The sequence below is a fragment of the Rhizobium sp. NZLR1 genome, assembly GCF_017357385.1.
In the GTDB taxonomy this organism is placed as follows: domain Bacteria; phylum Pseudomonadota; class Alphaproteobacteria; order Rhizobiales; family Rhizobiaceae; genus Rhizobium.
Genome location: NZ_CP071634.1, coordinates 40,132 through 53,220 on the forward strand (window position 1 = coordinate 40,132; position 13,089 = coordinate 53,220).

Genomic DNA, 13,089 nt, shown 5'->3' on the forward strand with positions numbered 1-13,089 from the left:
CTACACCTGCTCGGCAAGCAGCGCGGTGCGCTTGCCTTCCGTTTCGGTCACCTCGTCGGCGGAGATGTGGAAGTCGCGCCGGTAGTTGAAGGTATGACCGATCGCCACGACCAGCAGACCGACGAAGGAGACGACGACCAGCCACCACATGTACCAGATCAGGCCGAAGGCGAGGGCGACGCTGATGCCTGAGAGGATGGCGCCGGTGCCGGTGTTCTTCGGCATGTGGATCGGCCGGAAGCCTTCCAGCGGACGCCCATAACCACGGTTCTTCATGTCGTACCAGCTGTCATGGTCGTGGACGACGGGCGTGAAGGCGAAGTTGTAATCCGGCGGCGGCGAAGAGGTCGACCATTCCAATGTACGGCCATCCCACGGATCGCCGCTGTCGTCGCGCAATTCCTCGCGTTTCATGAAGCTGACGACGATCTGGATCAGGAAGGCGGCAATCCCAAGCGCGATCAGGCCGACGCCGAAGGCCGCGATGATGAACCAGATCTGCAGCGACGGGTCGTCGAACTGGTTCATGCGGCGGGTAACGCCCATCAGGCCGAGCACATAGAGCGGCATGAAGGCGAACCAGAAGCCGATCTGCCAGAACCAGAAGCTCATCTTGCCCCAGAAGGGATCGAGCTTGAAGCCGAAGGCTTTCGGGAACCAGTAGTTCACGCCAGCGAACATGCCGAAGAGAACGCCGCCGATGATGACGTTGTGGAAGTGGGCGATGAGGAACAGCGAATTGTGCAGCACGAAGTCGGCCGGCGGCACGGCGAGCATGACGCCGGTCATGCCGCCGATGACGAAGGTCACCATGAAGCCGACCGTCCATAGCATCGGCACCTCAAAGCGGATGCGGCCGCGATACATGGTGAACAGCCAGTTGAAGATCTTCGCCCCGGTCGGGATCGAGATGATCATCGTGGTGATGCCGAAGAAGGAATTGACGCTGGCGCCCGAGCCCATCGTGAAGAAGTGGTGCAGCCAGACGATGTAGGACAGGATCATGATCACGCAAGTCGCGTAGACCATCGAGGCGTAACCGAAGAGGCGCTTGCCGGAGAAGGTGGCGACGACCTCCGAGAAGATGCCGAAGGCCGGCAGCACCAGAATGTAGACCTCCGGATGGCCCCAGATCCAGATGAGGTTGATATACATCATCGGATTGCCGCCGAGGTCATTGGTGAAGAAGTTCGTCCCCGCATAGCGGTCGAGCGACAGCAAAGCGAGCGTTGCCGTCAGGATCGGGAAGGAGGCGACGATCAGCACGTTGGTGCAGAGCGCCGTCCAGGTGAAGACCGGCATCTTCATGAAGGTCATGCCCGGCGCGCGCATCTTGACGATGGTGGCGATCAGGTTGATGCCCGACAGCGTCGTCCCGACGCCGGCCACCTGCAGGCCCCAGATATAATAGTCGACGCCGACGCCCGGACTGTAGGCGGCCCCCGACAGTGGCGGGTAGGCGAGCCAGCCGGTCTGGGCGAATTCGCCGATGAACAGCGACAGCATGATGATGATCGCGCCGGCGGTGGTCATCCAGAAGGAGAAATTGTTCAAGAAGGGGAAGGAGACGTCGCGCGCGCCGATCTGCAACGGCACCACGAAGTTCATCAGGCCGGTGACGAAGGGCATCGCCACGAAGAAGATCATGATGACGCCGTGGGCGGTGAACACCTGGTCGTAATGGTGCGGCGGCAGATAACCCTCCGAACCATTGAAGGCGATCGCCTGCTGCACGCGCATCAGGATCGCGTCGGAAAAACCGCGCAGCAGCATAATGACCGCCAAGATCACATACATGATGCCGATCTTCTTGTGATCGACACTGCAGATCCAGTCGTTCCAGAGCGGACCCCAGAACTTGAAATAGGTGATGAGGCCAAGCACTGCGATGGCGCCGATGACGACGCCGATGAAGGTCACGACCAGGATCGGCTCGTGATAGGGGATGGCATCGAGGGTCAACCGGCCGAAGACGAACTTCAGGAGGTCAGGATTGGAAAACATGGAACAACCCGTTCATTATGTCTTGCGACGCAAAGCGCCAGGTTAATTGTTGTTGTTGAGCTGCGCCGGCGCAGGATCGGCGCCATTGCTCATGCCCGGCATGGAATGGCCGTCATGCTGCATGTCCATGCCGGGCGTGCTGTCCATGCCGGGCATGTCGTGCTGCATGCTGTTGCCGTCGCTGGTGTTGGCCGGTTCGCTGCGCGCCGGAGCGCCCGTTGCCGGCACGGTGGCCGCAGGCGCGACGATGCCTTCGTCGGCATGGCGATTGTCGTATTGCAGCTTGTCGCGGTTTTCCGCACTTTCCTTGCCGCCGCCGCCCTTCATGTCGATGTGCATCATCTCGTTCATGCACATCTTGCCCGGCTTGGCGCACATGTTGAGGACGGCGTTGTAGAGATCGGCATCGGCGCCGGCATAATAACGCACCGGTTCCTTCTCGCTCGGCTTCTCGAGCTTCAGATAGGCGTCGCGGTTGAGCATCGTGCCCTGCTGCTTGACGTTAGCCACCCAGGCATCGAAGCCTTCGCGGTTGAGACCGTGGAACTTGAAGCGCATATGCGAGAAGCCTGAGCCGCTGTAATTGGCAGAGAAGCCCTCATACTCGCCTTCCTTGTTGATAACGGCGTGCAGCTTCGTCTCCATGCCCGGCATGGCGTAGATCTGGCCGGCAAGGGCGGGAATGTAGAAGGAGTTCATAACCGAGGAGGCGGTGATTTTGAAACTGATCGGCATATCCACCGGGGCAGCGAGCTCGTTGACCGTCGCAATGCCGAGCTCGGGATAGAAGAACAGCCACTTCCAGTCGAGCGCCACGACCTCGACGGTTAGCGGTTTGGTATCAGCCGGAATGGCGCGCTCCGCATCGAGGCGGTCGAGTGGCCGGTAGGGGTCGAGCTTATGGGTGGAAATCCAGGTGACGGCGCCGAGCGCAATGATGATCGCCAGCGGCGCTGCCCAGATGATGATTTCGAGGCGGGTCGAATGGTGCCATTCCGGCGCATAAGTCGCAGCCGTATTGGAGTGGCGGTAGCGCCAGGCGAAGAGCAGCGTCAGGAAGATCACCGGTATGATGATCAAAAGCATCAGCACCGTCGAGATGATGATGAGATCGCGCTGTTGCACGGCGATGTCGCCGGAGGGCGCCATGACTACCATGTTGCATCCTGCCAGAAAAAACAGCGGCAAGACGGATAGAAGGCGGGAAAACTTCGTGAGTTTTTGCACGTCTCTAAGCTCTTGTTGTTTCGTTTGTTCCGCGACTAAAGCACTGAACCCGATCGCGACATGAGGTGTTTGGTCGCAGTGCAGCAAGCATGCCGCGCTGCGGCGTAAATCATGCTGCTCTATAGCTTCGAAATCCTGATGAAATCCAGAAGGATTTTTTCGCCAGCGCATGTTTCAGCTCCAATATATCCGCAAGAACCGGCCGGGCCAGCGTTTGCAGGAGAAATATCACCGTCCCGATCACGCAGTTTTTTTCATCCAGGCTTCATTTGAGCGGTGATGATGAACTATTTCAGTCTTACGGACTTGATAAGCCTGCGGGTTTGATCAAGATCACGCGTGGGGCGCCTTGCCGGAAGCGCCTTAACGAGGAGGCGTTTATGGCAACAACATCGCATTACGGACCGTCATCGTCGTCGCTGGAACGCGACGCGCGGCGCATTCACGACGACAAACCGGTTTCGCCAGGCAGCATCGCCGTCGGCGTGGTCATTGGCCGCATGTCGGAATTCTTCGATTTCTTCGTCTACGGTCTCGCCTCCGTGCTGGTGTTTCCACAGCTCGTCTTCCCCTTCGCGCCGGACAGGCTGACGGGCACCCTCTATTCCTTCGCCATTTTTTCGCTCGCCTTCCTCGCCCGCCCCGTCGGATCCGTCGTCTTCATGACCATCGACCGGATGTACGGGCGCGGCACCAAGCTGACGATCGCGCTCTTCCTGCTCGGCGGCTCTACGGCTTCGATCGCCTTCCTGCCGGGGTACGACGAGATCGGCGTCTGGTCGATCGCGCTGCTGGCGCTTTTCCGTCTCGGCCAGGGTTTTGCGCTTGGCGGCGCCTGGGACGGGCTTGCCTCGCTGCTCGCGCTCAATGCGCCGGCCAATCACCGCGGCTGGTATGCGATGATCCCGCAGCTCGGCGCGCCGATCGGCTTTGCGCTGGCAAGCACGCTGTTCGGTTATTTCGTCGCCAATCTTTCCAGTGAGGATTTCCTCTCATGGGGCTGGCGTTATCCGTTCTTCGTCGCCTTCGCGATCAATGTCGTGGCGCTCTTTGCGCGCCTGCGGCTGGTGATGACCAAGGAATTCGGCACGCTGCTGGAGCAGCACGAGCTGGAGGCAGCACCAATCTTCGACGTGCTGCGCGTTCACGGCCGCGATATCTTGATCGGCGCCTTCGTGCCGCTCGCCAGTTTCGCCATGTTCCACCTCGTCACCATCTTCCCGCTCGGCTGGATGAGCCTTTACGGCAACCAGCCGATCGGCGCCTTCATGGTAGTGCAGGTGGTCGGCGCCATGGTCGGCATCGTCACGATCATCGCCTCGGGCCTGATTGCCGATCGCATCGGCCGGCGCGCCCAGCTTGCCATCTGCGCTGTCTTGATCGCCGTCTTCAGCTTCGTCGGGCCGATCCTGATCGCCTCCGGCAACAGCGGCCACGATGCCTTCGTCATCATCGGCTTCGGCGTGCTTGGCCTGTCCTTCGGCCAGGCGACCGGCTCGATCTCGTCGCGCTTCGGCCGCGGCTATCGCTACACCGGCGCCGCCTTCACCTCGGACCTTGCCTGGCTGATCGGCGCCGGTTTCGCGCCGCTGGTGGCGCTCAGCCTCTCCAGCCGCTTCGGCTTGACCTTCGTCGGCTACTATCTGCTGTCCGGCGCCATCTGCACGCTTGCCGCACTTGCCTTCAGCAGGGCGCTGGAACAGCGCGAATAGGCGGGCCTGAAGACACGGCCTGCATGGGAAACCGTGCAGGCTCGGTTTGCTGATAAATTTCAAACTTCGCTGTTCACTCGTCGTCATCCTCGGCCTTGTGCCGAGGATGTGCTACATATGAACCGGCTGCAGATGCTAGGGACAAGCCCGAGAAAGAGAGGTGGCCGGCTTTGTCAGTCGTCCGAGCATCCACGGGAATCATGCAGGCCGCGTTTTCGAATTGCGCAATTTCAATTATTGAATGCATTGCAATCTATAATTAAATGCATATCCTTATCGGCCTGAAAGAGGATATGCCATGGCTGCGGAAACCATCGATCATTCGACCCTTTCCCGCCTTGTCGACGCAGGAGCGGTCGATGGCGCGCATGTGGTCGGCAAAACCGGCGGCTGGTCCGTCGTTATCCGCTACGGCAAGGCAGAGCGCCCGCTCGCGGCTCAACGCAGCCGGCAGGTGCGTGTGTTCAAGCGCATGGACACCTTGGTCTCCTATCTCAAGGATGTCGGCATCTCGCAGTTCGATGTCGATGCGGCCGATTACGCCCCTCAGACGGCGTCGCGGCCGGATCGGGCCGCGGCTCTGCGTCGGACCCATGAGGCGGCCGAATACGACAAGTGGTTCCGCGAACAGGTCGAGGAAGCGATCCGGGAAGCCGATGATCCGAACGCCGTCTGGATTAGTGCGCAGGACGCCGAAGAGCGAATGGACAAGCTTCGGGCCGAACTGCTGGCGCAGCTGGAATCCGGAGATAAGGCTTGATCGTCAAATGGCTGCAGCAGGCTCTCCTGAATCGGGAAGGCCAGATTCGGCACATCTTCGCTCAAAATCCGCAGGCTGCAATTGCGTTGGATGATGTTATCCGACATCAGGCCAAAATGCTCGCCGATCACCCCGAAGCAGGACGCGGCGGCCGTCTCGATGGAACGCGGGAATTGGTCATCCCGCGCACTGCATTTCTGCTGATCTATCGCATCGACAGAAAAGTCCAGAGGGTGGAAATACTGCGCCTTCTTCATGGCGCCCAGCAATGGCCGCCGAAAGGCTGAATGCGCATTTTACTGCGCCATCTGCGGCTGCTTTGCCGCGCGGGCCGCGGTCAATTCCGCCGTCGTGTGGTTCAGGCGGTCGGCGAGAACGCGCATGATTTCCACGGCCATTTCGGGGAAGTCGCTGAGCAGCTTCAGGAAGTGCTCCTTGCTGATGCGCAGCACTTCGAGCGGGGAGGTGGCGCGCACCGTTGCCGTGCGCGAGACATCGCAGAGGATGGCGATTTCGCCGACGATGGAATTGAGCTCGACATCGGCAACCTTGATCTCGCCGGCCGGTGAGGAGACGATGATGTCGGCGGTGCCGGAAAGAATCACATAGGCGGCGTCGCCGACATCGCCCTGATGGAAGAGGTTCTGACCGGCCTTGTAGGTCATGCGGTCGGAGGTGAAGGCCAAAAGCTTGAGCTTTGCTGGCGCAATCCTCGAAAAGATCGGCACCCGTCGCAGCATTTCGACTTCGTCTCTCAACAGCATGAGCGTTTCAATCCCCTGACGCCGGGTTCTTCGAACCAGATGTCTTCAATTCCGGGCGTCCCATCGGGAACACCTACCATCGCCGCCCCTATAGAATATTACGATAACAGTTCCTTGAACATCCCGTTTTTCTCGGAAAGTTCCGGATAGTTTCCGGCTTCCGCCAGTCCGCCGCGGTCGAAGAGCAGGATCCGGTCGAACACCTCTGCCATCCGGGCATTGGAAAGCACCCAGATGATTGCCGGCCGCTGGCCTTCTTCGTGAAGGTCTTCGACGATGTTGCGGGTGATCTGATCCTGAACGCGCTGGTCTAGCGCCGATAGCGGCCGATTGAAGATGAAATAGTCCGAGCGTTTCAACAGCGCGCGGGCAAGGTTCAGCTTCTGCCGCTGCACCATAGTCAGCCGCTTGCCGCCGGAGCCGACGTCGAATTCGAGGCCGATCGACAGAACATCGTCATAAAGGTCGAGCGCGTCGAAGAGCTCGCCCATGATGCCGCGGATGCGATCGGAGGCGTCGGCCTGCTGATAGGCGATGCGGCCGAAGAGCACATTGTCCATCAGGCTTGCAGACGGGGTGAAACGCTCGGCGTCGTAGCGCTCGATCAGCTCGGCGAGATCGGCCGGAATATGCTCGTGAAACTGCTTGCGGGCGTTGACGATCTTGCCCATCAGCTCGTCCGTCAGCAAGCCGAAGCGGTGGCGCGGCTCGATATAGGCAAAACTCAGCCGGATGATGGCCGAACGTTCCTCGGGCGTCGCGTCTTCGAAGCGGCGGCTTTGCAGTTTCTGCAGCAGCGCCTGATAGGTCGGAATGTCATCCGCCGTCATGAAGGTCAGCTGCTGGAAGAACGGATGGTCCGGCGGCAGATCATGGAAGAGTTCCACCGCATTCTCGGCGATCTCCAGGCCCATGGCATAGAGATCGGTGCTGAGGCCGGTTTCGCGGAACAGCTGCTGGAAATAGGGATGCGCGGCCAGCCTGCGATTGGTCATCAGCGGCCGCTTCATCGTGCCGAAGAGCAGGTTCTCGCCAACCGTCGCCTGGCCGTTATAGGCGTCGAAATCGAAAGGCACGACGATCGTGTCGAGCCCTTCGTCGCGCAGCCGGTCCCGGAGCGAGGCACGCAGTGCGACGACGTGATCGCTGACGGCCACATGCACGTCGGTGTTGACGGTCGATCGCAGCGCCAGATCCAGAATGTCCTGCGAGATCATCACGGCGTCGAGCACCGGGCGGATCGCTTTCAAAAGGTCTTCCGGCCCGCTGGCGCCGGCTGCCTTATAGTCCACCCAGTCGCTGTTGAGGTCGAGCGTCGGATTGCCGGCCTTCACCGCCTCGATGGAATGCCATTTGTATTCCAGCGCTTCCTGCTCGTCGTAGACCGGATCGGTCATCGGCGCGTGCTTGAGGCCGTAGAGCAGATTGCTGGCAAGCGTGCCATGGAAGAAGAAGGTGTCGGCCGAGGCGTAGGAGATGCGCCGGCCGGTGATCGATTCCGGCATAGCCAACAGGTCCTGCCCGTCGATGGTGATGCGGCCGGAATCCGGCCAGACCATGCGTCCGAGCGCTTCGGCGAAGGCTTCCGCGCCGCTGCCGTTCGGGCCGACGATCGCAACTGTCTCGTTCGGCTTGATCTCGACGGAGACGTGGTCGACCAGGCGGGCGCCGCTGTCATCGGAGAGTGAGAGGTTGGTGACAACGAACGCATGCGTCAGCGGACCCACCGGGGCAGTGGCGAGCTCCTGGATGCGGCTGTCGATCAGCGGCTCGACATTGAACTGCTCATAGACCTGCTGGTACTTCACCTGCACGTCCTGGCGCATCTGGTCCCAGTCGATCAGTTCCTTCAGCGGCCCGGGCAGGTCCTTATAGGCTGATATGACGGCGACGAGCTGGCCGATATCGAGCCTGCCCTGCAGCGCCAGGTAGCCGCCGATCGCGTAGAACAGGAAAGGCGTGACCTGGGCGAGGAAGTTGTTGATGAACTTCACCAGGAACTTCCACTGGTAAAGGTCGTAGCGGATCGAAAAGATCCGGCCAAGCCGCGAGGCGATGTCGGCGCGTTCGAGGTTGGAGGTGTCGTTGCCGTGGATCGTGCCAATGCCGTCGACGATTTCGCCGACGCGGCCGGAAAGCTCGCGTGCCGTCAGCTGCCGCTGGCGGCCGAGCTCCAGCAGCCGCTTGCGCATGCGAGGGATGATGATGGCCTGGACGCCGACGATGCCGGCGGCGATCATGCCGAGCCAGAAATTCTGGACGATGATGAAGGCGAGTGCGGTGATCGCCTGGCCGCCGAGAAGGGCAGGCGAGACGAAGGCATCGCCGGTGAAACCGCCCATCGGCTCCACCTCGTCCTTGATCATGGTGGCGATCTCGGCGGATTTTACCCGCTTGAAATGAATGGGCGGAAAACGCAGCACCCGGTCGACCAGCTCGAAGCGGATACGGCGCAGCATGCGCTCGCCAAGCCGGCCCTTATAGGTGTTGATATAGAACTTGAAGAGGCCGTTCAGCACCACCAGCGCCAGGAACACCAGGCTAAGGGCCATCAGCATCTGGAAGCGGTTGAGCTGCAAGCCTTGAAAGAACTCGACATGGCCGATCAGCGGGATGTCGTAGGCAATGTGCATGAAGGTCTGCCGTGCGCCCGGACCTTCGAAGCCGTCACCCTGGATCGGTCCGTTGACGATCTGCTTCGGCAGGTCGAAGGACAGGAAGTAGGGCACCATCGAGGCGGCGACGACAGCCAGAATCCACAGCTGCTGCAGCCGCGTGTTTTTCCAGATGTAGCGGGCGAGGCTTTTTTCCATGGCTAACCGTCAGCTTGCTGGGAAATTCCGGGGGCCGGGATGGGGAGGAATGTTGAGAACAGGACCATGCAGCCGGACCGCCGATATCGCAATGAAAACAAGGCGAAGCGACCGGCTGCAGAAACGCCGATTCTCGCCGGAACATTGCTTATATCACAGGAATTTTGGATTAGGCGAGCGATTCGGCCAGCATGGAGCGAATGATGCCAGCGGTTTTCTCGGCGCCGTCGAGATCGAGCAATACCGGCTCGCGGCGCGCCGTGGCGAGCGCCTTTTCGACGGCCTCTTTCACATGGCCAGCCGTCAGTCCGGTTTCCGGCAGGATATCGGCCAGATCAAGCGCCTGCAGCCGCTCGGCGCGCACCGTCTGCTCGGTCTCGCCGCCGACAACGAAGGGGATGAGGATCGCCCGGCATTCGGTGCGCAGGAGGTCGCCGACCGTGTTATAGCCGGCCTGCGAGATCGAAACCTTGGCGCCGCGCAGTAGCGAGGGAAAATCCTTGCGGAAGCGCACCAGCGTCACATTCGCAGGCGCGTCCTGCGACAGCGCGGCGAAATCGGCTTCCGGCAGGTTGGGACCCGATATCAGCAGCCAGCGGAGATCGGCGGGCAGCATCGCCGCCGCCTCTTTCGCCGCACCGATCAGCGCGGCGCCGACCGCGCCGCCGCCCGCCGATGCGATGATATCGAATATCTCGGTCGGTTCCGGCGCCGGCGGCGCTGCGACGAGGCCGGTATAACGCAGCCTGTCGGCGATCTCCCCTGTCAGCGGGAACGTGTCTTCGAGCCTGACGAAGCTCGGATCGCCGTGGACCAGCACGGCATCGAAATGCGCTTTGACCAGGGCGGCGGTTTCCGCGTCGCGGCCGGCCTTGCGGTTTTCCTGCAGGATGTCGCGCACCGAGCTCAAGAGTTTCGGTCGGGGCTCGGCCTTGTCGATTGCGGCAAGCAAAGGCAGCAGTTCGAAGCGCATCTGCCGGCGGCCGAAGGGAAAGGCTTCGATGATGACGACATCGGGCCTTGCTGCATGAAAGGCGTTAAGTAGCAGATCGCGGCGGGCATGGAGGAAATCCTCGCCCGCTGGCCGGCCATCGGCATCGGCGAGACCGGAGAAACCGGCATTGCTGGCAACGACCGCCGGCAAGGCCACGGTCTTCACACCCTCGCCCGGAAAACCCGGAACCGGCAGGCCGCCGGTGATGACGGTGACGTCGAAACCATCCTTGGCAAGCGCACTGGCGATGCGGCTGGCGCGGGCTATGTGGCCGATGCCGAGCAGGTGCTGGACGTAGAAGAAGATGCGCGGTGCCGTCATGACGCCTTCTGCCATTCGGCCTCGAACAGGCCGGTGAGCTGTCTGATGCTGGAGTGATAGTCGAAATCTTCGCGCACCCGCTTTTCGGCGGCGTCGCCGAGGCGCTTGCGCAGGGCCGGGTCGCGGATTGCCGCCTCCAGCGCTTTGGCAAGCAGCGCCGGATCCTCTGGCGGCACCACCAGGCCGTTTTCACCGTCCGTCAGCAGCTCCGGCACGCCGGATACGTCGGTCGAGAGGCAGGCGAGCCGCTGGCTCGCGGCTTCCACAAGCACGTTCGGCAGGCCGTCGCGGTCGCCGTTGGCGGCGATCCGGCAGGCAAGCGCGAAGAGGTCGGCGCGGCGATAATGATCGAGCACGTCTTCCTGCGCCATGGCGCCCTTCCAGACGATGCGGTCGGCAAGGCCGAGTTCGGCTGCCAGCGCCTTCAGCCTCGCAAGCTCCTCGCCGCCGCCGATATGCTCCATGCGCCAGTGGAGGTCGGCGGGCAACAGGGCCAGCGCGCGCAGCAGCACGTCGTAGCCCTTCTTTTCGACGGCGCGGCCGACGCTAAGGATGAAGGCGGGATCGGCGGGGTCGCTGCCGGTCCTGTCCGAACGCTCGCCGGCAAAATGGCCGAAACGGGCAAGATCGAGCCCGTGGTAACTTAGGTGCACCGCATCCTTGCGGGACGTCAGTGCGCGCATGTGCTCATAGCCCGTCCTGGTGCAGGTGACGGCCCAGCGGGCACTGCCGAGTTTCTCGTGCAACTCCCAGTCGGGTGACGTCCATATGTCCTTGGCATGCGCCGAACAGGTCCAGGGCGTGCCGGTGAGGATGCTCGCATATTCCGTCACCGAAGCCGGTGTGTGGATGAAATGGGCATGCAGCCATTGCCCGCCGTCCGGCCATTCTCGTCCCAGCACCAGTGCCTGGCCAAGACGGCGGAAGCGGTTGCGGGAGAGGTCGCGCGTGAGGTCGGCGAGGAAGCGTTTGATCAGCGCCTTGAAGCCCGGTTTGGAAAAACCGGCGACCAGGCCCTTCAGCACGCGGATCGGCTCTTCATGCAGATATTCCGGCAGGTAGACGACCCGCGCCCTGATCTCGTCATGCACGGGATGGCGCTTCTTGTCGGTCGGCCGGCGCATCGAAATCAGCGTGAGGTCGAAGCCGGCCTTTTCGAGGCCGAGCAGCTCCTGGGCGATGAAGGTTTCCGAAAGGCGGGGATAGCCTTTCAGCACGACGAGGATCTTGCGGCGTGGCGGCAAGGCTGTTCCCTATTCCGCGCCGACGAGGGAAAGGTGGCTGCCGCGGCCGTCGATCCATCGGCCGACGGTCTGCGAGATGTGGTCCAGCCCCTCGAGATGCATATTGCTGCCGCTCTTTGATGGCGGCAGCCGGGAGGGAAGACGCTTCAGAGCCTCGGCCATGATGGTCGGATCGACCGATTGTTCCGGCAGCAGCATGTCGACGAGTCCGAGCTCGCTTGCCCGCTGGGCGCGCAGCAACTGTTCCTCGCGCGGCTTGACGCGCGGCACAATGAGGGCCGGCTTGTCGAAGGAGAGGATCTCGCAATAGGTGTTGTAGCCGCCCATCGCGACGACGCCGGTGGCGCCGTCGATCAGCTCTTCCATGTGGTTGTCGAACTCGATCACCTCGATATACGGGATGGCTTCGCCCTTCTGCACCAGCTTGGCGCGCTCGGCGGCCGGCATATAGGGTCCGAGCACGACGAGCGCCTTCTGCGTCAGCGTCGGATCGGCCTCGTAGGCGTTCATGACGTCGTGGACGAGATCGGAGCCGTCGCCGCCGCCGCCTGTGGTGACCAGGAGGTAATTGTCCTTGCGGGCGTTGACCGAGGTCTTGCCCTTGGAGACGCTGCGCTGCAGAAAACCGACGAAATCCATCTTCCGGCGCAGGCTGGCCGGCACGTCGAGACCAACAAGCGGATCGTAGAAATCAGGCGGGCCATAGACCCAGACGCTGTCGTAATATTGGTCGATCTTCTGCATGATGCCGTTCCTCTTCCACTCGGCGTCGAGCAGATGCGGCGCGTCCATGACTTCGCGCAGGCCGAGCACCAGCACGGTGCCGCGGGCCTTGAGATAGGCCAGAGTATCCTCGACCTCCCCTTTCAGTCCCATCGGCTCCTTGTCGACGATGAAAATATCGGGCTGGAAGGTCTCGGCCGTATGGCGGATGCTCGATTCGCGCATTTTCAGCGTCTCGTGCAGGTCGATATGGCTGGCGAGCGACGTATATTCGCCGTTGCGGAGCTTGATGACGCTCGGGATCTTCACGAAGTCGACGCGGGCGCGGTAATCGAAGGCGCCGGCGATCGTCGCCCCTGAAATGATCAGGATGTTGAGGCCGCGATAATCCTCGACCAGCGCATGGGCGATGGCGCGACAGCGGCGCAGGTGGCCGAGACCGAAGGTGTCGTGGCTGTACATGAGGATGCGCGCATCTTCGAGTCGTCTGGACATGGGCATCCCTTCTGGGCTGAGCAACATGGTTA

At 61.7% G+C, this 13,089-nt stretch carries 10 protein-coding genes; 3 read left to right on the plus strand and 7 right to left on the minus strand.

Annotation, left to right across the window (positions count from 1 at the left end):
• Entirely contained in the window at positions 1-2,004 is a 2,004-nt protein-coding gene (gene cyoB, locus J3O30_RS26805) for a cytochrome o ubiquinol oxidase subunit I (protein ID WP_207585448.1), read from the minus strand.
• 42 nt (positions 2,005-2,046) lie between these two features.
• On the minus strand, positions 2,047-3,231 hold the full coding sequence (cyoA, locus tag J3O30_RS26810) for a ubiquinol oxidase subunit II (protein WP_207585449.1): 1,185 nt from the start codon (positions 3,229-3,231) through the stop codon (positions 2,047-2,049).
• A gap of 380 nt (positions 3,232-3,611) precedes the next feature.
• Between cyoA and J3O30_RS26815 the strand changes: the two genes are divergently transcribed.
• From J3O30_RS26815 to J3O30_RS26825, 3 genes are all read left to right on the plus strand, one after another.
• Entirely contained in the window at positions 3,612-4,943 is a 1,332-nt protein-coding gene (locus J3O30_RS26815) for an MFS transporter (RefSeq protein WP_207585450.1), read from the plus strand.
• Between the two features lie 298 nt (positions 4,944-5,241).
• The gene (locus tag J3O30_RS26820; protein WP_207585451.1) at positions 5,242-5,703 is read left to right on the plus strand and encodes a hypothetical protein; all 462 of its coding nucleotides are present in this window, start codon (positions 5,242-5,244) and stop codon (positions 5,701-5,703) included.
• On the plus strand, positions 5,700-5,990 hold the full coding sequence (locus J3O30_RS26825) for a type II toxin-antitoxin system RelE/ParE family toxin (protein WP_207585452.1): 291 nt from the start codon (positions 5,700-5,702) through the stop codon (positions 5,988-5,990). The genes J3O30_RS26820 and J3O30_RS26825 overlap by 4 nt, the downstream gene beginning before the upstream one ends.
• A 9-nt stretch (positions 5,991-5,999) precedes the next feature.
• Here the strand turns inward: J3O30_RS26825 and J3O30_RS26830 are convergent, their stop codons facing one another.
• The 5 genes from J3O30_RS26830 to J3O30_RS26850 all read right to left on the minus strand — a co-directional run bounded on the left by J3O30_RS26830 (position 6,000) and on the right by J3O30_RS26850 (position 13,057).
• Positions 6,000-6,467: a cyclic nucleotide-binding domain-containing protein gene (locus J3O30_RS26830; RefSeq protein WP_003563501.1), complete on the minus strand. Its 468-nt coding sequence runs from the start codon at positions 6,465-6,467 to the stop codon at positions 6,000-6,002.
• 98 nt (positions 6,468-6,565) lie between these two features.
• A complete protein-coding gene (locus J3O30_RS26835; RefSeq protein WP_207585453.1) occupies positions 6,566-9,280 on the minus strand; it encodes an ABC transporter ATP-binding protein in 2,715 nt (904 codons plus the stop codon).
• A gap of 169 nt (positions 9,281-9,449) precedes the next feature.
• Positions 9,450-10,595 carry a glycosyltransferase gene (locus J3O30_RS26840; RefSeq protein WP_207585454.1) on the minus strand — a complete coding sequence of 382 codons (1,146 nt, stop codon included), beginning with the start codon at positions 10,593-10,595 and terminating at the stop codon, positions 9,450-9,452.
• Positions 10,592-11,839, minus strand: coding sequence for a glycosyltransferase (locus J3O30_RS26845; protein WP_207585455.1), 1,248 nt, complete (start codon positions 11,837-11,839; stop codon positions 10,592-10,594). The genes J3O30_RS26840 and J3O30_RS26845 overlap by 4 nt, the downstream gene beginning before the upstream one ends.
• Before the next feature lie 9 nt (positions 11,840-11,848).
• Entirely contained in the window at positions 11,849-13,057 is a 1,209-nt protein-coding gene (locus J3O30_RS26850) for a glycosyltransferase family protein (RefSeq protein WP_207585456.1), read from the minus strand.
• Between the last annotated feature and the right edge of the window lie 32 nt (positions 13,058-13,089).

What these genes read in the sequence shown, in the direction of transcription:
- cyoB (WP_207585448.1), bottom strand. Translation starts at nt 2,004, where the DNA reads ATGTTTTCCAATCCTGACCTCCTGAAGTTCGTCTTCGGCCGGTTGACC.
- J3O30_RS26815 (WP_207585450.1), top strand. Translation starts at nt 3,612, where the DNA reads ATGGCAACAACATCGCATTACGGACCGTCATCGTCGTCGCTGGAACGC.
- J3O30_RS26820 (WP_207585451.1), top strand. Translation starts at nt 5,242, where the DNA reads ATGGCTGCGGAAACCATCGATCATTCGACCCTTTCCCGCCTTGTCGAC.
- J3O30_RS26830 (WP_003563501.1), bottom strand. Translation starts at nt 6,467, where the DNA reads ATGCTGTTGAGAGACGAAGTCGAAATGCTGCGACGGGTGCCGATCTTT.
- J3O30_RS26835 (WP_207585453.1), bottom strand. Translation starts at nt 9,280, where the DNA reads ATGGAAAAAAGCCTCGCCCGCTACATCTGGAAAAACACGCGGCTGCAG.
- J3O30_RS26840 (WP_207585454.1), bottom strand. Translation starts at nt 10,595, where the DNA reads ATGACGGCACCGCGCATCTTCTTCTACGTCCAGCACCTGCTCGGCATC.
- J3O30_RS26850 (WP_207585456.1), bottom strand. Translation starts at nt 13,057, where the DNA reads ATGTCCAGACGACTCGAAGATGCGCGCATCCTCATGTACAGCCACGAC.